This window comes from Pseudomonas sp. So3.2b (assembly GCF_019464415.1).
GTDB classification, from domain to species: domain Bacteria; phylum Pseudomonadota; class Gammaproteobacteria; order Pseudomonadales; family Pseudomonadaceae; genus Aquipseudomonas; species Aquipseudomonas shahriarae.
On sequence record NZ_CP080494.1, the window covers coordinates 1,639,807 to 1,662,425 of the forward strand.

Annotated in this window: 20 protein-coding genes; 14 read left to right on the forward strand and 6 right to left on the reverse strand. The window is 60.6% G+C overall.

All coding sequences use genetic code 11. The annotated features are described in order from the left end of the window. Positions 1-521: 521 nt before the first annotated feature. Complete coding sequence (gene rapA, locus K1X80_RS07275; protein WP_057439822.1) at positions 522-3,368, reverse strand: RNA polymerase-associated protein RapA; 2,847 nt, start codon at positions 3,366-3,368, stop codon at positions 522-524. A 218-nt stretch (positions 3,369-3,586) separates the two neighbouring features. On the opposite strand from rapA, the gene K1X80_RS07280 reads away from it, so the two are divergent. From K1X80_RS07280 to ccoM, 3 genes are all read left to right on the forward strand, one after another. Beyond that, on the forward strand, positions 3,587-3,928 hold the full coding sequence (locus K1X80_RS07280) for a hypothetical protein (RefSeq protein WP_057958736.1): 342 nt from the start codon (positions 3,587-3,589) through the stop codon (positions 3,926-3,928). A 25-nt stretch (positions 3,929-3,953) separates the two neighbouring features. Next, positions 3,954-4,145, forward strand: a complete 192-nt coding sequence (locus K1X80_RS07285) for a hypothetical protein (RefSeq protein ID WP_128593654.1) — start codon at positions 3,954-3,956, stop codon at positions 4,143-4,145. Between the two features lie 143 nt (positions 4,146-4,288). After that, on the forward strand, positions 4,289-4,405 hold the full coding sequence (gene ccoM, locus K1X80_RS28370) for a cytochrome c oxidase subunit CcoM (protein WP_029297086.1): 117 nt from the start codon (positions 4,289-4,291) through the stop codon (positions 4,403-4,405). Positions 4,406-4,549: 144 nt separating this feature from the next. Here ccoM and K1X80_RS07290 read toward each other — a convergent pair whose 3' ends face one another. Then, positions 4,550-6,025, reverse strand: coding sequence for an inorganic phosphate transporter (locus tag K1X80_RS07290; RefSeq protein ID WP_057439817.1), 1,476 nt, complete (start codon positions 6,023-6,025; stop codon positions 4,550-4,552). Between the two features lie 329 nt (positions 6,026-6,354). After that, entirely contained in the window at positions 6,355-6,555 is a 201-nt protein-coding gene (locus tag K1X80_RS07295) for a hypothetical protein (RefSeq protein WP_029297082.1), read from the reverse strand. A gap of 618 nt (positions 6,556-7,173) precedes the next feature. On the opposite strand from K1X80_RS07295, the gene pcaR reads away from it, so the two are divergent. The 11 genes from pcaR (at position 7,174) to pcaC (ending at position 18,062) form a co-directional block, all read left to right on the forward strand. Continuing rightward, positions 7,174-8,016: a pca regulon transcriptional regulator PcaR gene (gene pcaR / locus K1X80_RS07300; RefSeq protein ID WP_057439816.1), complete on the forward strand. Its 843-nt coding sequence runs from the start codon at positions 7,174-7,176 to the stop codon at positions 8,014-8,016. A 177-nt stretch (positions 8,017-8,193) separates the two neighbouring features. Then, on the forward strand, positions 8,194-9,540 hold the full coding sequence (locus K1X80_RS07305) for an MFS transporter (RefSeq protein ID WP_057958737.1): 1,347 nt from the start codon (positions 8,194-8,196) through the stop codon (positions 9,538-9,540). A 297-nt stretch (positions 9,541-9,837) separates the two neighbouring features. After that, a complete protein-coding gene (locus K1X80_RS07310) occupies positions 9,838-10,695 on the forward strand; it encodes a CoA transferase subunit A (RefSeq protein WP_057439815.1) in 858 nt (285 codons plus the stop codon). After that, the gene (locus K1X80_RS07315) at positions 10,695-11,474 is read left to right on the forward strand and encodes a CoA-transferase subunit beta (RefSeq protein ID WP_057439814.1); all 780 of its coding nucleotides are present in this window, start codon (positions 10,695-10,697) and stop codon (positions 11,472-11,474) included. Before K1X80_RS07310 ends, K1X80_RS07315 begins: the two co-directional genes overlap by 1 nt. Beyond that, entirely contained in the window at positions 11,471-12,676 is a 1,206-nt protein-coding gene (gene pcaF, locus K1X80_RS07320; RefSeq protein WP_169990665.1) for a 3-oxoadipyl-CoA thiolase, read from the forward strand. Before K1X80_RS07315 ends, pcaF begins: the two co-directional genes overlap by 4 nt. A 27-nt stretch (positions 12,677-12,703) precedes the next feature. Continuing rightward, on the forward strand, positions 12,704-13,408 hold the full coding sequence (pcaH, locus tag K1X80_RS07325; RefSeq protein WP_057439810.1) for a protocatechuate 3,4-dioxygenase subunit beta: 705 nt from the start codon (positions 12,704-12,706) through the stop codon (positions 13,406-13,408). Position 13,409: 1 nt separating this feature from the next. Next, a complete protein-coding gene (gene pcaG, locus K1X80_RS07330) occupies positions 13,410-13,976 on the forward strand; it encodes a protocatechuate 3,4-dioxygenase subunit alpha (RefSeq protein ID WP_057958739.1) in 567 nt (188 codons plus the stop codon). A 159-nt stretch (positions 13,977-14,135) separates the two neighbouring features. Beyond that, complete coding sequence (locus K1X80_RS07335; RefSeq protein WP_220172756.1) at positions 14,136-15,431, forward strand: MFS family transporter; 1,296 nt, start codon at positions 14,136-14,138, stop codon at positions 15,429-15,431. Positions 15,432-15,441: 10 nt separating this feature from the next. Continuing rightward, a complete protein-coding gene (locus K1X80_RS07340) occupies positions 15,442-16,806 on the forward strand; it encodes a 3-carboxy-cis,cis-muconate cycloisomerase (RefSeq protein WP_057958740.1) in 1,365 nt (454 codons plus the stop codon). A gap of 10 nt (positions 16,807-16,816) precedes the next feature. Then, a complete protein-coding gene (gene pcaD / locus K1X80_RS07345) occupies positions 16,817-17,608 on the forward strand; it encodes a 3-oxoadipate enol-lactonase (RefSeq protein ID WP_057958741.1) in 792 nt (263 codons plus the stop codon). A gap of 61 nt (positions 17,609-17,669) precedes the next feature. Continuing rightward, on the forward strand, positions 17,670-18,062 hold the full coding sequence (gene pcaC, locus K1X80_RS07350) for a 4-carboxymuconolactone decarboxylase (protein WP_057958742.1): 393 nt from the start codon (positions 17,670-17,672) through the stop codon (positions 18,060-18,062). Between the two features lie 27 nt (positions 18,063-18,089). On the opposite strand, the gene K1X80_RS07355 is transcribed toward pcaC, so the two are convergent. From K1X80_RS07355 to K1X80_RS07365, 3 genes are all read right to left on the reverse strand, one after another. Next, positions 18,090-19,772 (reverse strand): M91 family zinc metallopeptidase, encoded by a 1,683-nt coding sequence (locus tag K1X80_RS07355; RefSeq protein WP_220172757.1) that lies wholly within the window; start codon positions 19,770-19,772, stop codon positions 18,090-18,092. Positions 19,773-19,809: 37 nt separating this feature from the next. Further along, entirely contained in the window at positions 19,810-21,351 is a 1,542-nt protein-coding gene (locus K1X80_RS07360; protein ID WP_220172758.1) for a M91 family zinc metallopeptidase, read from the reverse strand. A gap of 183 nt (positions 21,352-21,534) precedes the next feature. Continuing rightward, complete coding sequence (locus tag K1X80_RS07365) at positions 21,535-22,434, reverse strand: polysaccharide deacetylase family protein (RefSeq protein ID WP_220172759.1); 900 nt, start codon at positions 22,432-22,434, stop codon at positions 21,535-21,537. Between the last annotated feature and the right edge of the window lie 185 nt (positions 22,435-22,619).

The following is a 22,619-nucleotide window of genomic DNA, read 5'->3' on the forward strand; positions in this document are numbered from 1 at the left end:
GTGAAAGTAACCAAAGCGCTTTTTCCCCACCACTCGGTGCCTCGCCTAGGCTCGGCATGCCCGCAGTCAGGCATTGCTCCGCGGGCCCGCCGCGATCGGCCATCCATGGCCGTGTCGCGGCTACCCCGGCATCCATGCCGGGGTGCCCACTGCGCAATGCCTGCCTGCGGCCATCGTGGTTTAACGGGGCGCCTCAGATCAAGATCAAAAGCAGAGCAACAGCAAAGCAAGAGCGTGAAGCTGCATTCCCCTGTGGGAGCGGGCTTGCCCGCGATGACGGTGTATCAGTCGATAAATCTATTGGCTGACCTGCCGCCATCGCAGGCAAGCCAGCTCCCACAGAAGGACGCGCACGCCTCGAAGGTCAGGCCGCCTCGCTTTGCTTTTGATCTTGATCTGAGGCGCCCCGTTAAACCACGCTGGCCGTCATCCGATATTGATTTGGGGGGTAAACCGGCAGGACACCCATAAAAAAGGCCCGCATTGTGCGGGCCTTTTTGTTCATCAGGGCAGGGCGCGGATCAACCGGCGACCAACACCCGAATCGCCTCCAACCGCAGCGCCGCCTTGTCGAGCATGGCCAGGCCTTGCTCGCGCTGTTGGCGCAGGGCAACCAGTTCGCTGTCGCGCACGGTCGGGTTGACGGCTTGCAGGGCGGTCAGGCGCGCCAGCTCTTCGTCGGTATCTGCCGCCAGGCGACGTTGCGCCTCGGCCACACGTTCGGCGTGGCGCGGAGCGATTTTCTCTTCGCCGGCGTTGATCCGTGGCGTCAGCTGATCGCGCTGGGCCTGCACGAACTTGTTGGCGCTGGCCCGTGGCACGCTTTCCAGCTGGTCGTTGAGGGTGGTGAAGGACACCCGGCCCGACAAGTCATTGCCATTGGCATCCAGCAGGCAGCGCAGGGCCGCCGGGGGCAGGTAGCGACCCAGTTGCAGCGAACGCGGTGCCACCACTTCACTGACATAGAGCAGTTCCAGCAACACAGTGCCTGGCTTCAGCGCCTTGTTCTTGATCAGCGCCACTGCGGTGTTGCCCATGGAACCGGACAGCACCAGGTCCATGCCGCCCTGGACCATCGGGTGCTCCCAGGTAATGAACTGCATGTCTTCGCGAGACAGCGCCTGGTTGCGGTCGTAAGTGATGGTCACGCCTTCGTCATCGCCGAGGGGGAAGCTGGCGTCGAGCATTTTTTCGCTGGGCTTGAGGATCAGTGCGTTTTCCGAATGGTCTTCGCTGTCGATGCCGAACGCGTCGAACAGGGTTTCCATGTAGATCGGCAGGGTGAACTGATCGTCTTGCTCCAGGATGTCCTCGACCAGCGCATCACCTTCGCCAGCGCCGCCGGAGTTGAGCTCCAGCAAACGGTCGCGGCCGGTGTGCAGCTCGGCTTCAAGGCGCTCGCGCTCGGTGCGGGCTTCGTCGATCAGGGCTTGCCATTCGCCGTCGTCGGCATTTTCCAGCAGCGGCAGCAGGCGCGGGCCGAACTGGTGCTGCAAGGCGTTGCCGGTCGGGCAGGTATTAAGGAAGGCATTCAAGGCTTCGTGGTACCACTGGAACAGCCGCTCTTGCGGGCTGGTTTCCAGGTACGGCACGTGCAGCTCGATCACATGCTTCTGGCCGATCCGGTCCAGACGCCCGATGCGCTGCTCCAGCAAGTCCGGGTGCGATGGCAGGTCGAACAGCACCAGATGGTGGGCGAACTGGAAGTTGCGGCCTTCACTGCCGATTTCCGAACAGATCAGCACCTGGGCGCCGAACTCTTCATCCGCGAAGTAGGCGGCGGCACGGTCCCGTTCGAGGATGTTCATGCCCTCGTGGAACACCGTGGCCGGGATGCCGGAACGCACGCGCAGGGCGTCTTCCAGGTCCATGGCGGTTTCGGCGTGGGCGCAGATCACCAGGACTTTGGTGCGCTTGAGCATTTTCAGCTGGTCGATCAGCCACTCGACGCGCGGGTCGAAGCGCCACCAGCGGTTTTCTTCTTCTATATCCGGTTGCGACTGGAAGCTGACTTCCGGGTACAGCTCGGCATGCTCGCCCAGCGGCAGTTCCAGGTATTCGTCCGGGCACGGCAGCGGGTAGGCGTGCAGCTTGCGCTCGGGGAAGCCTTGTACGGCGGCGCGGGTGTTACGGAACAGCACGCGGCCGGTGCCGTGGCGGTCCAGCAGCTCACGCACCAGGCGCGCACTGGCTTCGGTGTCGCCATCGTTGACGGCAGCCAGCAGTGCTTCGCCTTCGTTGCCGAGGAAGCCCTGGATAGTCTTGTGCGCGGCCGGCGAGAGGCGACCCTTGTCCATCAGTTCCTGGACGGCTTCGGCGACCGGGCGATAGTTCTCGCTCTCGGCGCGGAAGGCTTTGACGTCATGGAAACGGTTCGGGTCCAGCAGGCGCAGACGGGCGAAGTGGCTGTCCTGGCCCAGTTGTTCCGGGGTTGCGGTCAGCAGCAGCACGCCGGGAATGGTCTCGGCCAGTTGCTCGACCAGTTGGTATTCAGCGCTGGCCTTTTCTTCGTGCCAGACCAGGTGGTGGGCTTCGTCGACCACCATCAAGTCCCAGCCGGCGGCAAACAGTGCGTCCTGGGCTTTTTCGTCGTCCACCAGCCATTCCAGGGCCACCAGCGCGAGTTGGGTGTCTTCGAACGGGTTGCTGGCATCGCTTTCGATAAAACGTTCTTCGTCGAACAGCGCGACCTGCAGGTTGAAACGCCGGCGCATTTCCACCAGCCATTGGTGCTGGAGGTTTTCCGGGACCAGGATCAGTACGCGATTGGCGCGCCCGGACAGCAGTTGGCGATGGATCACCAGGCCGGCTTCGATGGTCTTGCCCAGGCCCACTTCGTCGGCCAGCAGCACCCGTGGCGCGATCCGGTCAGCCACTTCACGGGCGATGTGCAGTTGGTGCGCAATCGGCTGCGCACGCACGCCGCCCAGGCCCCAGAGCGAGGACTGCAACTGGCGGCTGGTGTGTTCCAGGGTGTGGTAGCGCAGGGAGAACCAGGCCAGCGGGTCGATCTGGCCGGCGAACAGACGGTCGCTGGCGAGGCGGAACTGGATGAAGTTCGACAGTTGGGTTTCCGGCAGGGTGACCTGCTCGTTCTGCCCATTGAGGCCGTGGTAGACCAGCAGGCCGTCGACATCGTCGACCTCGCGCACGGTCATCTTCCAGCCTTCGAAGTGGGTGATGGTGTCACCCGGCGAGAACCTCACGCGAGTGAGGGGCGCATTCCGTAGCGCATACTGGCGGGTGTCGCCAGTGGCCGGATAGAGCACGGTCAACAAGCGGCCGTCCTGTGCCAGAACGGTGCCTAACCCCAGCTCTGCTTCGCTGTCACTAATCCAGCGTTGCCCCGGTTGATACTGCTGCGCCATGCTGCCTGACTCCCGCCGTGAAAAAGCCGACTATTCTAACGGAACAAGGCCCCCAGCCAAAGGACTCTGACAAAAACTACTCCGCTTGCCGGAGTGAAAGAGGACGATTCGACGGGTGGCAGGGCACTGGCGACTGACGACTGGGTCACAAGTTGGCGGCCCCAGGCTCAAGTCGCTGGTACAGCAGCCGACAGCCTGCTGACAGGAGACCAATAATTATGCTGCCACCGATCTTGCCCTTGAGTGTTGTGCCGGTCACGTCACAACTCGACCCCGTGCGCCCCAAACCCGATATCCCGCCGGTGGTGCCTGCGCAGGCGAGTTCCAGCGAAAGCACCATTGACCTCAAGAACCGCGACGCGGAGCAATCGACCCTGATGCTGCGCGAGGAACAACGACGCCAGCAGGAACAGCAAAAACGCCGGCGCGAGGCCGACGAAGATCCCGAGCAGCACCTGGCTATTCCTGGTGACGAACTGAATGCCGATAACACCGTGCCGGTCGCGCCGCTGATCGAGGATGCACCCCGCCAGGGGTTGTGGGTGGACGTCGAGGTTTGACCCCCGGGCGGGCCAGGACGCATTATTGAGTCAATCCAGCCACCACGTAAGCCATGCCATGAGTGACGACAAGCTGATCGACCTGACTGCCGAACGCGCCAAACGGGTCCACGATCTCAATGACAAGCGCCTGAATGACGTGCGCCAGGCGTTCGAGCAGGCCATGCCGCTGGGCAAGGCGAAGAAAAAGTCGAAAAACAAACCGAAAAAGCGCTGAAATGCCCTGAATCTATTGATTCAGGTCAGTTATCTCCCTTCTTTACGCCCCGTTGCGGGCGACATTGATCCCCGTCAATTTCTGCCCCCGACTTCTTGGTTAACTTAGCCCCATCGCAACAAGGCAAGAGCAGGAGGCCGGTCATGTTTTTCGATAATGTGGTTTTTGCCGGGGTGCTGACTGTCGGCCTCATGGTGCTGTTTTTTGTAGGGTTTGGATTTTTTATCTGGAAAGACGCGAACAAGCGTAAAAAACCATAGGTTTTTCCGGGTTACATGAGCACGCAAGGCATTTTGGGCGACTTCGGTCGCCCTTTTTTTTGCCCGATATTTAGCTCTCTAGCCACAAAGGCACAAAAAAAGGCGTGACCCTCGCAGGTCACGCCTTTTTAATTGCGTTGTCGGTTAACTGCCCAACGCCTTGGACGCCAGCCAGAACAAGCCGGCCGACAGGCTCACTGTGGCTGGCAGGGTCAGGATCCAGGCCATCAGGATGGTCTTCACGGTGCCGCCTTGCAGCCCGCTCTTGTTCGCGACCATGGTCCCGGCCACGCCCGAAGACAGCACGTGGGTGGTGGACACCGGCAGGGCGAAGATATTGGCAAAGCCAATCATGGTGGCGGTGGTGATTTGCGCCGACATGCCCTGGGCATAGGTCATGCCCTGCTTGCCGATCTTCTCGCCAATCGTCAGTACCACGCGCTTCCAGCCCACCATGGTGCCCAGGCCAAGGGCCAGGGCCACGGCGAGGATTACCCAGAACGGTGCGTATTCGGTGGTGGCGGTCAGGTCTTTGCGCAGTTTTTCCAGGTCCGACTTCTCGCGGGAATCAAGGCCAGGCAGCTTGCCGACTTTCTTCGCGGTGTCGTCCAGGCACAGCAGGTAGCGACGGACTTCAATGCGCTGGTCGGAGGTCAAGGAATGGTAGTCAGAGACACCCTTCAATGTGCCGAGGAGGGCGTTGATGGTCGGCTCGGTCTGTTGCGGGTTGCAACGGAACTTGCCTGGCAGGTCGTCTCTGACACTTTTGCCCAGGGCAAGGAATTCGCCGAGGGTTTCGTGGTTGCGCTGGTAGAACTGGTTGAGGTGCAGGGTGGCGTCGCGGGTTCGCTCGATCTGGTAAGTGGTGCTGCCCAGATCGAGTACGAACTGCGCGGGCACGATACCGATCAGCACCAGCATGATCAGGCCAATACCTTTCTGGCCGTCGTTGGAGCCATGCACGAAACTCACGGCCATCGCGGAAATCACCAGTACCAGGCGGTTCCAGAACGGCGGGTGTTTCTTGTCGTCGAGCTTGCGGCGCTGGTCCGGTGTCTTGTGCATCTTGGACAGCGGACGCCACCATTTAAGGCCAATCAACACCAGGGCTGCGACCAGGAAGCCGGCCATGGGCGAGAACACCAGCGAGGCGCCGATATCAATGGCCTTCTGCCAGTTGACCCCGTCTGCCAGCGGAATATCGTTGATCAAGGCATTGGCCAGGCCGACACCGAGGATCGAACCGATCAGGGTGTGGGAGCTGGATGCCGGGATCCCGAAATACCAGGTGCCGAGATTCCAGGTGATGGCCGCTGCTAATAATGAAAACACCATGGCCAGACCATGGCCGGTGTTTACATTGATCAGCAACTCCACCGGCAGCAGGTGCACGATGGCATAGGCAACGCCCACCCCGCCGAGCAACACGCCGAGGAAGTTGAACACCCCGGAAAAGAATACGGCCAGGTGCGGCGGCATCGCTTTGGTATAGATGACTGTGGCCACCGCGTTAGCGGTGTCATGAAAGCCATTGATGAACTCGAAGGCGAGGACAAAGGCGAGGGCGAGCAACAGGCTCACAAGAACCCAAGCATCCAGTCCGCTGAATAAATCGATCATGAAGGTTTTATGACCCGGTCGTAAGGGGGCGCGATTATGCCAGAAAACCTCAGTAATCTATGCACTAGCTGCTCGCCGGTAACATTCTTCAACGAATTAATTTGGAGGAGGGGTGCGACTACCAGATATTTCGGTGGTTTGGCAACTCATTGATTTATAAAGAATAGAGGGGCCGTGGCAGGGTGCGACAATTAAGATGAAGGGTCTGAAACAGGTGTATGAAATTTCGTCAGAGCGGCGAAACTGACGATTGCAGGGCAAAACCCGGGCGCCCCTGCCAGGGGGGCTGGCAGGGCAATGACTTGCCAGGAAGGCTCAGTCCGAGAGGCTTATGGCTCTTCGGCCTTGAGGTCCTTTTCGATCTTTTGGATTTCCTGGGCAAATGCCTGGTCGAGCAGACTGGCTCGTTTGCGCCATGGTTTGCGCTCCGGCTCAGGTTGGGCGGCGTAGGTGGTGACTTCCCCGCCGTAAACATCCTTGTAACGTTGTTCCTGGCGCTCAAGTTCCGCGCGCAGTTCGTCTTTCGTCACTTTGTTACCTAATTGAGTTGAGTTTGATTCCGGTGATGCGCGATGACGCAAGTGATGGGCGTATTACACGATCAACCACTTCAGTTATTGCACGCGGCCACGGCACCGGGGAAGAACAGCTGTCGTAGCAACAGTTTTCTTTTTACATCACAAATATGGGCAGGCTGTGGAGCTGAGTACCCGGTATCTGCAACCCAGGCCAGGACAAGGAAAAGCTGAGGCTTGGTGGGGGCAGGCATGCCCTTGAGGCCAACTCGACCTTGTCACAGGGTGCATTATAGCGGCGCATTTGCATAAGACTATCGTCAACAAGTTAAAAAACGTCAACTTGGCGTAGCTGTATTGCTATTCACCTCATGTCGGGAACTTGACGCCGTACTTGCCTAACACTCTGTATGTGACAGTTGCACGGTCGTTAATTAAGTCAACATTGCCAGGCCGGACGCCGTCGGTTAAGTGAGTGCAACAAATTCAGTGCGGGGCCTGGCAGCGCCCAGCGGCGTAAATTGCGATTATCGAATGACCGTCCGATAATCGCCCAATGTTGGCGCCCTTGCCTTGTACATCCGTTGCCTGCCGGCTTGTAATGGCGCTTGAAAATAAGAGAAAGGACCTGAAATGAACGATCAATTGCGCAACTCCTTTGCCTCAGTGGCGCCGCCGATCGTTGCGTCACCGGCCAAGCGCATCCAGGCGTTTACCGGCGACCCGGATTTCATGACCTCCCTGGCCCGCGGGCTGGCCGTGGTACAGGCGTTCCAGGAGCGCAAGCGGCACCTGACCATCGCCCAGATCAGCCATCGCACGGAAATCCCCCGCGCTGCCGTCAGGCGTTGCCTGCATACCTTGATCAAACTCGGCTACGCCACCACCGACGGGCGCACGTACTCCCTGCTGCCCAAGGTCCTGACCCTCGGCCATGCCTATCTGTCGTCCACGCCCCTGGCGGTTTCTGCCCAGCCTTACCTGGACCGCATGAGTGAGCAGCTTCATGAAGCCTGCAACATGGCGACCCTGGAGGGCGACGACATCCTCTATATCGCCCGATCCGCCACCACCCAACGCCTGATTTCGGTGGATCTTTCGGTCGGTGGCCGGCTGCCAGCTTACTGCACCTCCATGGGCCGAATCCTCCTGGCGGCCCTGGATGACGCGTCGCTGCAGGACTACCTGGATCATGCCGACCTGCAAACCAAGACCAGCCGCACCCTGACCACGCCGCAAGCCTTGCTTGAATGCCTGCAACAAGTGCGGCAACAGGGCTGGTGCATTGTCGACCAGGAACTGGAGCAGGGTCTGCGCTCCATCGCCGTGCCGGTGTATGACGCGTCCGGCCAGGTATTGGCTGCGCTGAATGTCAGCACCCACGCCGGGCGGGTCAGCCGCAGTGAGCTGGAACAACGTTTCCTGCCGAGCATGCTCTGCGCCAGCCAGGAGCTGAGTGCCCAGTTGTTTGCTTAAGCTGTTCGGTGACCGCACAGATCCTAGTTTGACGAATTGACGGTGTTTCCCCTGGCTCATTAATGTCGCGGCAGCGTGATTGACCGCGACAGCCTCTACCGCCGCGGTTTCGGTTTCGCCCCAATAATAATGACGACTCGCCGTCGTCCGCCCGCCATCGGTGTGGAAATAAAAATAATGAATCAGCCTTCGCCTTCTGTTGGTACATGTCTGGACGTGCAGTCCTTTATCAATGCGCAACCGCTGTCCCGCTATCAATGGCGGGTGGTGATCCTGTGCTTCCTGATTGTCTTTCTCGATGGCCTGGATACCGCGGCCATGGGCTTTATTGCGCCGGCACTGTCCCAGGATTGGGGGATCGACCGTGCCAGCCTCGGCCCGGTGATGAGTGCCGCGTTGATCGGCATGGTGTTTGGCGCCCTGGGTTCAGGCCCGTTGGCCGACCGTTTCGGACGCAAGGTGGTGTTGGTCGGCGCCGTGCTGGTGTTCGGTGCGTTCAGCCTGGCCTCGGCCTATAGCAGCAACGTTGATCAGTTGCTGGTATTGCGCTTCCTGACCGGTCTGGGCCTGGGCGCTGGCATGCCGAACGCCACGACGTTGCTGTCCGAATACACCCCGGAGCGCCACAAGTCGTTGCTGGTGACCAGCATGTTCTGCGGCTTCAACCTGGGCATGGCCGGTGGCGGGTTTATCTCGGCCAAGCTGATCCCGATGTTCGGCTGGCACAGCCTGCTGCTGATCGGCGGCATCCTGCCCTTGATCCTGGTCGGCGTGCTGGTGCTGTGGCTGCCGGAGTCGGCACGCTACCTGGTGGTGCGCAATCGCGGCACAGACAAGGTGCGCAAGGCCTTGTCACCCATCGACCCGGCCACCGTCGCCCAGGCTTCCAGCTTCAGCGTCCCGGAACAGAAAACCGTCAAGGCGCGCAATGTGTTCGCGGTGATCTTCTCTGGCACCTACAGCGCCGGCACCCTGTTGCTGTGGCTCACCTACTTTATGGGTCTGGTGATTGTGTACCTGCTGACTAGTTGGTTGCCGACCCTGATGCGTGACAGCGGCGCCAGCATGGAGCAGGCGGCTTTTATCGGCGCGTTGTTCCAGTTTGGCGGGGTACTCAGCGCCGTGGGCGTGGGCTGGGCCATGGACCGGTTCAATCCGCACAAGGTCATCGGCACTTTCTACCTGCTGGCTGGGGTCTTTGCCTACGCCGTGGGCCAGAGCCTGGGCAATATCACCCTCCTGGCCACCCTGGTGTTGATCGCCGGGATGTGCGTCAACGGTGCGCAATCGGCCATGCCTTCGTTGGCGGCGCGGTTTTACCCGACCCAGGGCCGGGCGACCGGGGTGTCCTGGATGCTGGGGATTGGCCGTTTTGGCGCGATCCTCGGTGCGTGGATGGGAGCCACGCTGTTGGGGCTGGGTTGGAACTTCGAGCAAGTGCTGACGGCACTGGTGATTCCGGCTGCATTGGCCACCACTGCGGTATTGATCAAGGGCTTCGTCAGCCACGCCGACGCCACCTGAGACTTAATGCAGGCACGGTTGAAAAATGTGGGAGCGGGCTTGCTCGCGAAGGCGGTGGCTCAGGACAAAAGTGTGTTGACTGACACACCGCCTTCGCGAGCAAGCCCGCTCCCACAGGGACGCTGTTCGCATGGAAAGCAGGGGTGTTTGGAGGAATGTTAGCCAGGTAACAATCTGTTCGATTATCGAACGGTTAGTCGATTATCGGATTGTTTGACCCCTGACCCCGGCTTACTCTTCAAGTACTTCGGCGCTGCCTCCAGCGCCTTTTTCGACCTACACCGGGAGCCCAACCCCATGGCTGAAATCCTTTCGCTGGCTGATGCGGTAAAGCAGTTCGTCAATGACGGCGATACCGTCGCGCTCGAAGGCTTTACCCACCTGATCCCTACAGCGGCAGGTCATGAAATCATCCGTCAGGGCAAGAAAGACCTGACGCTGGTGCGCATGACGCCCGACCTGATCTACGACCAACTGATCGGTGCCGGCTGTGCGCGCAAGTTGATTTTTTCCTGGGGCGGCAACCCGGGCGTAGGTTCCCTGCATCGCCTGCGGGATGCGGTGGAAAAGCAATGGCCGCAACCGTTGGAGATCGAAGAACACAGCCATGCGGACCTGGCCAACGCCTACGTGGCCGGCGCCTCCGGCCTGCCGTTCGCGGTGCTGCGGGCGTATGCCGGTTCTGACCTGCCCAAGGTCAACCCGCTGATCAAGACCGTGACCTGCCCCTTCACCGGCGAAGTGCTGGCGGCGGTGCCGTCGGTGCGCCCGGACATCACCGTGATCCATGCGCAAAAGGCCGACCGCAAGGGCAACGTGCTGTTGTGGGGGATTCTCGGGGTGCAGAAAGAGGCGGCATTGGCGGCCAAGCGTTGCATCGTCACCGTCGAAGAAATCGTCGACGACCTCAACGCCCCCATGAACGCCTGCGTGCTGCCGACCTGGGCCCTGACCGCCGTGTGCCATGTACCAGGGGGCGCGCACCCTTCCTACGCCCACGGTTACACCGAGCGTGACAATCGCTTCTATCAAGCCTGGGATCCGATCGCTCGGGACCGTGGGACGTTTACCGCATGGATCAATGAATACATCCATGGTACCGCTGACTTCAGTCAATTCCAGGCCAAACTGGCTGCCGCGCAGGAGGCCAAGTAATGACTTACTCGACCAATGAAATGATGACCGTCGCCGCCGCGCGCCGCCTGAAGAACGGTGCCGTGTGCTTCGTCGGCATCGGCCTGCCGTCCAAGGCCGCCAACCTGGCCCGCCTGACGTCGTCGCCGGATGTGGTGTTGATCTACGAGTCCGGCCCGATTGGCGCCAAGCCCTCGGTCCTGCCGCTGTCCATTGGCGACGGCGAGTTGGCGGAAACCGCCGACAGTGTCGTGCCCACGGGTGAGATTTTTCGCTACTGGCTGCAAGGCGGGCGCATTGACGTCGGTTTTCTCGGCGCAGCCCAGGTCGACCGCTTCGGCAATATCAACACCACGGTGGTTGGTGATTACCACCAACCCAAGGTGCGCCTGCCGGGTGCCGGTGGTGCGCCGGAGATTGCCGGCTCCGCCAAGAGCGTGTTGATCATCCTCAAGCAGTCGTCCCGTTCGTTTGTCGACAAACTGGATTTCATCACCTCGGTCGGCCATGGCGAAGGCGGCGACTCGCGCAAGCGCCTCGGCCTGCCAGGCGCAGGCCCGGTCGGGATTATTACCGACCTGTGCATCATGGAGCCGGAGGAGGGCACCCACGAATTTGTGGTCACCGCCTTGCATCCCGGCGTGACCCGCGAGCAAGTGATTGCCGCCACCGGCTGGGCGATCCGCTTTGCCGAGCAGGTCAGCACCAGCGCCGAACCCACGCCAGTCGAACTGAACGCCTTGCGCGATCTTGAAGCCCGTACCGCCGCGGCCCATGGCCAAACCCCAGGAGAAGCCTGATGCGCGACGTGTTTATCTGTGATGCGATCCGCACCCCCATCGGCCGTTTCGGCGGTGGCCTGTCCACGGTGCGCGCCGATGACCTGGCGGCCCTGCCGATCAAGGCCCTGATGGCGCGCAACCCGTCGGTAGACTGGAACGCGGTCGACGAAGTGTTCCTCGGTTGCGCCAACCAGTCCGGCGAAGACAACCGTAACGTGGCGCGCATGGCCGCGCTGCTGGCCGGCCTGCCGCCGAGCATTCCCGGGGTGACGGTCAACCGCTTGTGCGCCTCGGGCATGGACGCCATCGGCACCGCGTTCCGCGCCATTGCCAGTGGCGAAATGGAGCTGGCGATTGCCGGTGGTGTCGAGTCGATGTCCCGTGCACCGTTCGTGATGGGCAAGGCGGACGCCGCGTTCTCGCGCAACATGAAGCTGGAAGACACCACCATCGGCTGGCGCTTTATCAACCCGTTGATGAAGGCCCAGTACGGCGTGGATGCCATGCCGCAGACCGCTGATAACGTGGCAGATGATTACAACGTCTCGCGCGCCGACCAGGACGCCTTCGCCTTGCGCAGCCAGCAACGCACAGCCATGGCCCAGGCCGCGGGGTTTTTCGCTGAAGAAATCGTCCCGGTACGGGTCGCCCATAAAAAAGGCGAGACCCTGGTGGAGCACGACGAACACCCGCGTGCCGATACCACCCTCGAAGCCCTGACCAAGCTCAAGCCGGTCAACGGCCCGGACAAGACCGTCACCGCCGGCAACGCTTCCGGGGTCAACGACGGCGCCGCCGCGTTGATTCTGGCCAGCGCGGACGCGGTGAAAAAGCACGGCCTGACCGCCCGCGCCCGGGTGTTGGGCATGGCCAGTGCCGGGGTCGAACCCCGGGTGATGGGCATCGGCCCGGTGCCAGCGGTGCGCAAGTTGGTAGAGCGCCTGGGCCTGGCGGTCAGCGACTTTGATGTGATCGAACTCAACGAAGCCTTCGCCAGCCAGGGTTTGGCGGTGCTGCGTGAGTTGGGCCTGGCGGACGACGCACCCCAGGTCAATCCCAACGGCGGCGCGATTGCCTTGGGTCATCCCCTGGGCATGAGCGGTGCGCGCCTGGTCTTGACGGCCCTGCATCAACTGGAAAAAACCGGCGGCAGCAAAGGCCTGGCGACCCTGTGTGTCGGCGTTGGCCAAGGCTTGGCGTTGGCCATCGAACGCGTTTGAGACCTACAAGAAAAAGAGGAATGCTCCATGAGTGACAAGCCCGGATACCGGCGCCCGCAAGCGGGTACTCAGCCTGATTACCTGCACCCGGCGTACCAGTCGACGAACCTGCGTTCGCCGTCCAAGCCGCTGGTGTTTTTGCCCCATTCTCTGTCGGAAATCACCGGCCCGACCATCGGCGCCGAACGCATTGCCGAGCACGACAACGACCTGACCGCCCAGCACGAGGGCGAGCCCCAAGGCGAGCGCATCATCATTCACGGCCGGGTCCTGGATGAAAACGGCCTGCCTGTGCCGGGCATCCTGGTGGAGATCTGGCAGGCCAACGCCGCCGGTCGCTACAACCACAAGCGCGACCAGCACGACGCGCCCCTGGACCCGAACTTCACCGGCACCGGGCGCACCGTCACCGATGCCGATGGCTGGTACCAGTTCCAGACCATCAAGCCCGGCGCCTATCCGTGGGGCAATCACCACAACGCCTGGCGCCCGGCGCATATCCACTTCTCGCTGTTCGGCCCCAGTGTGCTGACGCGCCTGGTGACCCAGATGTACTTCCCCGGCGACCCGCTGCTGGCCTATGACCCGATCTACAACTGCGTGCCGGACACCTCGGCCAAGGAACGCCTGATCGCCCGTTTCGACCTGGAAAAGACCGTGCCGCACTATGCCCTCGGCTATCGCTGGGACATCGTCCTGCGCGGCCGCGACGCCACGCCGATGGAGAAATGACATGACCCTCAACGCAACCACGTCCCACACCGTCGGGCCGTACTACCACATCGGCCTGACCTGGTTGAACTGCGAAGACCTGGCGAATGCGGGCACCCTCGGCGAGCGTGTGGCCATCACCGGGCAGGTGGTGGATGGCAATGGCGAGGTGGTCAACGATGCCATGCTGGAAGTCTGGCAGGCCAACGCCGCCGGTAAATATGACCACCCCGAGGACGACCAGGACAAAGCCCTGGACCCCAGTTTCGCAGGCTTTGGCCGGGTGCCGGTGGATGCGCAAGGGCGTTTCCGTTTTAGCACCATCAAGCCCGGTAGCGTGCCGGGCCTGAAGGGTACGACCCAGGCGCCGCATTTGGTGGTGCTGGTGTTTGCCCGTGGTTTGGTGAAGCACTTGCTGACGCGGATTTATTTCGACGGCGAAGCGGCCAATGGCGATGACCCGTTGCTGGCGTGTGTGCCGGCAGAGCGGCGCGGCACGTTGGTTGCCAAGGCGGATGCGTCGGGGGTGTATCAGTGGAATGTGGTGCTTCAGGGCACCGATGAAGAGACGGTGTTTTTCGATTATTGAGTTGCCTGCCAGGGCGCTGTCGCGGGCAAGCCCGCTCTCACAGTGGAATGCGATCACCTGTGGGAGCGGGCTTGGCTGCCATTCAAAGGTCTGCTTGCGGAACGAGGTTGTTGCAAAGTGTGTCTAGACTCTAACCCGTTCCCTACGAGTGAAAACAACATGACAACGAGTACCAGTCACTACACCGGAGAAGAACGCAGCAAACGGATTTTTGCGATTGTCGGGGCCTCTTCCGGCAACCTGGTCGAATGGTTCGACTTCTACGTCTATGCCTTCTGCGCGATCTATTTCGCTCCGGCGTTTTTCCCCTCCGACGACCCCACGGTGCAGCTGCTCAACACCGCTGGCGTGTTCGCCGCAGGCTTCTTGATGCGCCCCATCGGCGGCTGGCTGTTTGGCCGGGTCGCCGACAAGCACGGGCGCAAGAATTCGATGATGATTTCGGTGCTGATGATGTGCGCCGGTTCCCTGGTCATCGCCTTTCTACCGACCTACAAAGACATCGGCGCCTGGGCTCCGGCCCTGCTGCTGATGGCGCGGCTGTTCCAGGGCCTGTCGGTGGGTGGCGAGTACGGCACCACGGCGACCTACATGAGTGAAGTCGCGCTCAAGGGCCAGCGCGGCTTCTTCGCCTCGTTCCAGTACGTGACCCTGATTGGCGGGCAACTGCTGGCGGTGTCGGTGGTGGTGATCCTGCAACAACTGCTCACCGAGGACGAGCTGCGGGCCTGGGGCTGGCGCATTCCGTTTGTGATCGGGGCCGTGGCGGCGGTGATTTCGCTGTTGCTGCGCCGCTCCCTGAAAGAAACCACCAGCAAGGAAATGCGGGAAAACAAGGACGCCGGCAGCATTGCCGCGTTGTTCCGCGATCACAAGGCCGCGTTTATCACCGTGCTCGGCTACACCGCCGGCGGCTCGCTAATCTTCTACACCTTTACCACTTACATGCAGAAGTACCTGGTGAACACCGCCGGCATGCACGCCAAGACCGCCAGCTACATCATGACCGGCGCGCTGTTCCTCTATATGTGCATGCAGCCGCTGTTCGGCATGCTCTCGGACAAGATCGGCCGCCGTAACTCGATGCTCTGGTTCGGCGCGCTCGGGGCCTTGTGCACAGTCCCGATCCTGCTGACCCTGAAAACCGTGACCAGTCCGTTCCTGGCCTTTGTATTGATTACCCTGGCGCTGGCGATTGTGAGTTTCTACACCTCCATCAGTGGCCTGGTAAAAGCCGAAATGTTCCCGCCACAAGTGCGCGCCCTCGGTGTGGGCCTGGCCTACGCGGTGGCCAACGCGATCTTCGGTGGTTCGGCGGAATACGTAGCCCTGGGCCTGAAATCCATTGGCCTGGAAAACACCTTCTACTGGTACGTGACCGGCATGATGGCGATTGCGTTCCTGTTCAGCCTGCGCCTGCCGAAACAGGCTGAGTACTTGCACCACGATCTGTAAGGGATGACTTATGACACTGCGCACGAGCAACCAACTGTTCGACGCTTACTTCACCGCCGACAGCATGGCCGAGGTGTTCTGTGACCAGGGACGCTTGCAGGGCATGCTGGATGTCGAAGCCGCACTGGCCCGGGCACAGGCGCGGATCGGGTTGATTCCCCAGGCCGCCGTCGCGCCGATTGCCCAGGCATGCCTGGCCTCGTTGTACGACGTGGATGCCCTCGGCGCGGCGATTGCCACGGCGGGCAATTCGGCGATCCCGCTGGTCAAGGCCCTGGGCAAACTGATTGCCAGCGAGGACGCCGGCGCCGAACGCTATGTGCATCTGGGCGCCACCAGCCAGGATGTGATGGACACCGGCCTGGTGCTGCAACTGCGGCGGGCGCTGGAACTGATCGACACGGACCTGGCCCGGCTGGGCGCGGTTCTCGCGGCCCAGGCGCAGCGCTATGCCGACGTGCCGTTGGCCGGGCGTACCTGGTTGCAGCACGCAACGCCGGTCACCCTGGGGATGAAAATCGCCGGTTGGCTGGGGGCGGTGACGCGCAATCGCCAACGGTTGGTGGAGTTGCAGCCGCGCCTGCTGGTCCTGCAGTTCGGCGGCGCGTCCGGCACCTTGGCTGCACTGGGTGAACACGCCATGCCGGTGGCGCAAGCCCTGGCGGCGGAGTTGCAACTGACGCTGCCCGAACAACCCTGGCACACCCAGCGTGACCGTCTGGTGGAGTTCGCCAGCGTGCTGGGCCTGATCGCCGGCAGCCTGGGCAAGCTCGGGCGGGATATCAGCCTGCTGATGCAGACCGAAGCGGCGGAAGTGTTCGAGCCGTCAGCCCCAGGCAAGGGCGGCTCCTCGACCATGCCGCACAAGCGCAACCCGGTTGGCGCGGCGGTGTTGATCAGCGCTGCTACGCGGGTGCCGGGGCTGGTGGCGACGATGTTCAGCGCCATGCCCCAGGAGCACGAGCGCAGCCTGGGCCTGTGGCATGCCGAATGGGAAACCCTGCCCGAAATCTGCCGCCTGGTGTCCGGTGCCTTGCATCAGGCATTGCTGGTGAGTGAAGGCCTGGAAGTCGATGCACAACGCATGGGCCACAACCTCGACCTGACCCAGGGCCTGGTGCTGGCCGAGGCCGTCAGTAGCACATTGGCCCAGCGCCTGGGCCGTGAAACCGCCCATCACCTGCTGGAACAGTGTTGCAAACGCGCGGTCGCCGAGCAGCGCCATTTGCGCGCGGTATTGGCCGATGAGCCGCAAGTCACCGCCGAGCTGTCGGCGGTGGAATTGGATCGCCTGCTGGACCCGGCGCATTACCTGGGCCAGGCACAGACCTGGGTCAGCCGCGCCGTGGCTGAGCACTTTGCTTTTTCTGCCTGAGGAGGCTGCTGTGGGATTTGTACGACTCGCCGATGGCGAACTGAATTACCAACTGGAAGGTCCTGAAGGCGCGCCGGTACTGGTGCTGTCCAATTCACTGGGCACCGACCTGCATATGTGGGATACCCAGATGCCGGCCTTCACCGAGCATTTTCGGGTGCTGCGCCTGGACACCCGTGGCCACGGCAAATCCCTGGTCACCGAGGGCCCCTACAGCATTGAGCAACTGGGGCGTGACGTGCTGGCGTTGCTGGATGCGCTGGATATCCAGCGTGCGCATTTCTGCGGTTTGTCCATGGGCGGGTTGATTGGCCAGTGGCTGGGCATCAACGCCGGTGAGCGCTTGCTCAAGCTGGTGCTGTGCAACACGGCAGCCAAGATCGGCACTGCGGACATCTGGAACCCGCGGATCGAAATGGTCCTGCGCGAGGGCCAGGCGGCAATGGTCGGCTTGCGTGATGCGTCGGTTGCGCGTTGGTTTACTGCCGATTTTGCCCAGGCTCATCCCGCTCAGGCCAAGCGCATTACCGACATGCTCGCGGCCACATCGCCCCAAGGCTATGCCGCCAACTGTGGCGCGGTGCGCGATGCGGATCTGCGTGAGCAACTGGCGTCTATCAAGGTGCCGACGCTGGTGATTGCCGGTACTGAGGATGCCGTCACACCGCCGGCTGGCGGGCACTTTATTCAAGAGCGTGTCGCGGGCGCCGAGTATGCCGAGTTTTATGCGGCGCACTTGTCCAACGTACAGGCCGGGGCTGCGTTCAGCGAGCGGGTACTGGCGTTCTTGTTGGCGGGCTGATGGTCCAGGCGAGTAGCGCTTGTTGTGGCACAGTCATTAATGGTTGGTTTTAGGAGGTTTTGTGGACGAGAAACAACGTTACGCCGATGGGCTCAAGGTGCGGCGTGAAGTGCTGGGCGATGCCCATGTCGATCGCAGCCTCAATGCCTTGACCGAGTTCAATAGCGAGTTCCAGGAAATGATCACCCGCCATGCCTGGGGCGATATCTGGACCCGCCCGGGCTTGCCCCGGCACACCCGCAGCCTGATCACCATTGCCATGCTGATCGGTATGAACCGCAACGAAGAGCTCAAACTGCACCTGCGCGCCGCCGCCAGCAATGGCGTGACCCGTGCCGAGATCAAGGAAGTACTGATGCAGAGCGCGATCTACTGCGGGATCCCTGCGGCCAATGCGACGTTTCACCTGGCCGAGTCGGTGTGGGATGAGTTGGGGGTTGAGTCGCGGGATTGACGACGATTTACCCCCGCCTGGAGCCGCTCACCCCTCGTCAGGCGGAAAGTAAGCATCCCGCCGCGCAGTACCCGTTTCTTCACGCAGTGCGTTTTCATTAAAGGGGTTGGGGTTGGTAGTCGTCGGGGGTGTCGACGGGTCGTTGTCAAAATCAAAGGCGGGGGCATTGGTCTCTACCCCGACGGCTTGGCGCTCCCGATTCGGTTCATCTGCGGTTTTGCCGGGTAAAAAGGTGCCATTGGCGCCGTTATAGGCGTGGGCCATTTCATGGTAGAGGCTGATGACCGGAGGCTCACGGAAGATGAGGCCGGGATTGTTGTGTATCTTTGCCCCCGTGGCGACTGAGCCTTTGGTGTTGCCGTGTATGAATCCCAATTGGGGTGATTCTGCGAGCTCGTCATATTCTTTTAATTGTTTGTCGTGTTCTCTGGTGAAGTTGTTGGTGAATGTATAATTGGGGCGGACGGTAGTTTCTCGGATTGTTACGGAGGAACCGTTGCGCTCGGCGGCCCGGTCCAGTTCACTCAGCATTTTTTGTGCCGTTGGTGAGCTTCTGAAGAATTCAAGATCATCCTGGGTTTGTTGTTTGAATTTGCTTGAGCCCTCGATCTTGAACGCTTTATGACCCGCATTGCTGATGTTGACTTTTTTATATCGGGTGCCGGGAATACTGGTGACGAGGTCATATTTCTTGGCATAGATAGTATCGTTTGCATTGTATGAGTTGACACGATCCCGACCACGCCCTGTATAGAACACGGTCTGTGCATTTCCTGTCATCAAATCATCACCGGGGCCGCCATGCATGACATTCATCGGGCTTTCGCTGACCATCGTGTCGTTGCCGTTGCCGCCATCCATATAGCTGAATGTGCCTTCGCTGCCAGTCCCGGAGGACATAGTGTCGTTGCCGTTATTCCCATACATGACGGCTATTCCTGATCCGCCTTTCATTGTGTCATTGCCGTCATTCCCTTCGGCGTAGCCGTTGCCGCTGCCCAGCGTGATGTTGTCGTTCCCCGCTCCTCCGTAGACACGGGTATCACCACTGCCAAGGGCTTCAATCCGGTCTCGACCTTTACCGCCCTCGATCGTAATGGGGATCGTCACGCGCGGATCAACCCGAATGTGATCATCGCCGCCTTTTGACTTGATGTGCAGTTCTTCAGGGTAACTTTCGTGATTGTTGATTTTTAATGTGTAATGCCTGTCGTTGACTTGCAGCTGGACTTCATTGTTCGAAGATTGATTGACTTTTATAACGTCGGGCTTTTCACCTGTTTCGATTTTGATGACGTTGCTTCTGTTTGTGCGTTCATTGTCGCTGACCGTCTCCCAAGTGGTTTTATGGGTGATTTTGATAAGGTCGTCCTTATATAAAGGAGCAGAGTTTGTATAGGTTGGATATTTTTCTACGTAGTGTTGGTCTGGTGTTGGTTTTGATTTCGGTGTGAAAGTCGCATTTGAGTTTTGTAGCAGGGGAACTTCAATGGAAATGGGGTTTGGCAGGGCGTTAGCAGCCGGTGTTGGACTGAGTGCGGATGAGGAGAATACGTTTGGATACTGTGCAGGGGCTGAGATGGACATTGCATCGTCTCGCGATAGGGGGTTTGGAGATGAGTGGTTGGCCGCCTGAACAGGATTCCGCCGAACTTCAATACCGTTTTTTTCGGACCACACATGAACGCGTAGAACTTCGCGGTCGCGCACGGTTATGTATCATTGGCCTGCCTTAAAACAAGGAGCGTCAGGTATAGCGATCGCGCAGATTAAGTCCCATTTCTTTGCGTAAAGAGTTTTCCGTGAAGGGGGCGGGATTGGTGGCGGTCGGCGGGGTGAGTGGATCATGGTCAAAGTCGAACGGCTCGGCACCCGTCGGCAGACCGACAGCCTGTCGTTCAATATTGGGTGTGTCTTCGGGAGGTTCACCCGCGACCGGCTCCTCGGTCGTTCCGGGGAGGAAGGAACCCGTGGCGCCGTTATAGGCATGCACCATTTCATGGTAGAGATTTGTTATCGGAAAACCGCCTGATACAGGGGCGTCAAACGTACTGGAAGGGGAGTAGCGGACGACGCCATCGGTGATTGGCGCGCCCTGTACCCCGTTGTGAACATAACCTTTTACGGGGGCCTCAGGATCCAACTGATCCGGCTCTTGTTGGTTGAACGCGTAATCTGTCCTGTCTCTTTTTCCGCCATCCTGAAGGGTTACCGGTACTCCATTTCTGTCAGCGGCGGCGTCCATCTCGGCAAGCATTTTCTGGCCTGCCGGCGAGCTGCGTAAAAGCTCCAGGTCATCTTCGACGCGTTGTTTGAACTCTGCTGTGCCTTGGACGTTAAACCCTCTTTTACCGGCTTCACTGGGTGTGACTGCCCTTAACTTCGCGTGCGCAGAGTTCAGGAACCTGTCGCTGGGTTTTGCGTAGATAAGGTCGTCCCGATTGTTGGAGCGGATCGTGTCGTTACCTTTGCCGCTGTAAAAGGTGGTTCGATCGCGACCCAGCATCACATCGTCACCCCGGCCGCCATTCATAATCGTGTGGCCGTTGCCGGCATACATTGTGTCTGAGCCGCTGCCGCCGTCCATGTGGCTTTTTTTGCTGGCTGCCCCAGGCCCCGCATACATCCAGTCGTTGCCGTTATTGCCGTACAGAATGGCGTTACCGGAGCCGCCTATCATCATGTCGCTACCCTCATTGCCTTCGGCATAGCCTGCACCGCTGCCCAACTGGAGAAAGTCGTTGCCGCTGCCTCCCAGCAGGCGGCTTGGACCACCTCCCGCCCTTACGTGATCATTGCCATCCCCCGCTTCAATCGTTACGTAAAGCATGACATCGGCATCGACCTTTATCTTGTCGTCGCCGCCGTTACTTTTAATCACGAGTTTTGTGGGGACTTCATCTTTCGCGTCTCTTGCGTCAAAGATGTATGACTTGCCATTGACCTCTACATTGAGTCGTCCGTCGGTGCGGTTACTGACATGAATAGTGTCTGAGGTATTACCTGTTTCAAGCGTCAGCTTATCGTCCAGCAGGGTGGGTTTATCCAGGTCATATTGCCGGGTGCGGATTGAATGCCGGGCAATCAGATTACCGTCATCGACCAGTATCGCTTCCTGTTCTTGCGATGGGCGAACGCGTCTCGCAGGCGGAGCAGGGCTTTCTCCAGTGTCCTGCGCCAGGGAGGGCGCTTGACGGCGCTCCCTCTTGGCTGGGGCGGGTGCCGAGTGTGTGGAAGGCTCAAGGGAAGGGAGGGGCAGACTGTGGTTCAGTGGCGCGATAGTGTTCATCAGAGAACCTTTCTATTCGAGATAGGGGGCTCTCTGTAGGTTGATGATTGGAATAAAAGGGTTCCGCCATACCGGCCGATGCTTTGTGTCCTGGCGTAATGAAATTTGCTCGCGCCCGCTGCACACGTCGCTAAATCGTCTGGGGTGTCGGTTAACGAAACACGGCTCTGTGGTCGGGTTGGATCATTGGGGGGCGGCGTCCCACACCCAGTCCCACATCCCCGGTAAGTGCACGGCTTGGCTGGCATCCTTCACCGTGCGCGCCAGGGCCCCGCGCTCCAGTGCCGAGCGGTCGGTGTAGAACGGTTCGGCGGCGGTCTTCAGGCCATTGGCCTGGGCGCTGTCCATCAGGATCTGCAGGTACTCCTGCAGATGCCGGGCGGTGTAGCGATTGATGTCGTGAAAGGTCACCACCACCGGGATCACCCCTTCTACAGTCGGCAGTTCGCCCAGGGCAATGCGTTCGCGCACCAGCGACAGCTGCCGCAGCAGGTTGGCCCGACGCCGTGGGCTGGCATTGAAGCCCCAGATCTTGCCGTCATTGGCGCTCAGGTCGGTCAGCAGAATCTGCATGCCGTGGCGCTGGTAGGCAGCGAAGGTGCGTTTGTCGTAATTCCAGAAGGGCGGGCGTATCAGGTTCGGCGCAGCGCCGGTGATCGAGGCGATAGTCGCGGCGCCCAGGCTCAAGGTCTGCGTCAGCTCTTCGTCGTTCAACAGCCGATGATTGCTATGCCAGCGCGTGGCGGTGTGAAACGCCAGGATATGGCCGGCGGCGTGCTCGCGCTCCATGGTCTTGCGCCCGCGCGGGCTGCCGCCAGAGCGCCAGGCCTCGGTCTGCAAAAAGAAGATCGCCTTGATTCCCGGTTGCACCGGGTTGTTGGCCAGGCTCTCGAGGACCAAACGGCTAGGGTTGGCGTAGCCCGAGGCGCTGGGGCCGTCATCGAACGTCAGCAGGAAACGGATGGGGGCCTGGGCGTGCAGGCGCTGTTCGGTCTGGGGTGTCAATGCCACGGGCGCGCCGATGCAGGCGCTGAGGCTCAGTGCCAAAGCGAACACGGCGGCGGTGATGGCGAAGGATTTCATGGTATGGGCCGGGCTCTGACACAGATTGCGCCTAAGGAGAGGCCGCAACAGGCGGGCACCATACAGCAAGAATAACCGGGGTGATCATCTGGCTGACGAACTACAACGGCCGGCCATCTCTTCATTGAGGCTAAACGCTGGTGGGCCGGTGCGCTACTCGCGGCAAGTGGCCCCTTCAGCACTGA

Coding starts and splice junctions, on each gene's coding strand:
- K1X80_RS07360 (WP_220172758.1), bottom strand. CDS start 21,351: ATGAACACTATCGCGCCACTGAACCACAGTCTGCCCCTCCCTTCCCTT.
- K1X80_RS07335 (WP_220172756.1), top strand. CDS start 14,136: ATGACAACGAGTACCAGTCACTACACCGGAGAAGAACGCAGCAAACGG.
- pcaR (WP_057439816.1), top strand. CDS start 7,174: ATGAACGATCAATTGCGCAACTCCTTTGCCTCAGTGGCGCCGCCGATC.
- ccoM (WP_029297086.1), top strand. CDS start 4,289: ATGTTTTTCGATAATGTGGTTTTTGCCGGGGTGCTGACTGTCGGCCTC.
- K1X80_RS07340 (WP_057958740.1), top strand. CDS start 15,442: ATGACACTGCGCACGAGCAACCAACTGTTCGACGCTTACTTCACCGCC.
- K1X80_RS07280 (WP_057958736.1), top strand. CDS start 3,587: ATGCTGCCACCGATCTTGCCCTTGAGTGTTGTGCCGGTCACGTCACAA.
- K1X80_RS07290 (WP_057439817.1), bottom strand. CDS start 6,025: ATGATCGATTTATTCAGCGGACTGGATGCTTGGGTTCTTGTGAGCCTG.
- K1X80_RS07315 (WP_057439814.1), top strand. CDS start 10,695: ATGACTTACTCGACCAATGAAATGATGACCGTCGCCGCCGCGCGCCGC.
- K1X80_RS07305 (WP_057958737.1), top strand. CDS start 8,194: ATGAATCAGCCTTCGCCTTCTGTTGGTACATGTCTGGACGTGCAGTCC.
- pcaG (WP_057958739.1), top strand. CDS start 13,410: ATGACCCTCAACGCAACCACGTCCCACACCGTCGGGCCGTACTACCAC.
- rapA (WP_057439822.1), bottom strand. CDS start 3,368: ATGGCGCAGCAGTATCAACCGGGGCAACGCTGGATTAGTGACAGCGAA.
- K1X80_RS07365 (WP_220172759.1), bottom strand. CDS start 22,434: ATGAAATCCTTCGCCATCACCGCCGCCGTGTTCGCTTTGGCACTGAGC.
- K1X80_RS07310 (WP_057439815.1), top strand. CDS start 9,838: ATGGCTGAAATCCTTTCGCTGGCTGATGCGGTAAAGCAGTTCGTCAAT.
- pcaH (WP_057439810.1), top strand. CDS start 12,704: ATGAGTGACAAGCCCGGATACCGGCGCCCGCAAGCGGGTACTCAGCCT.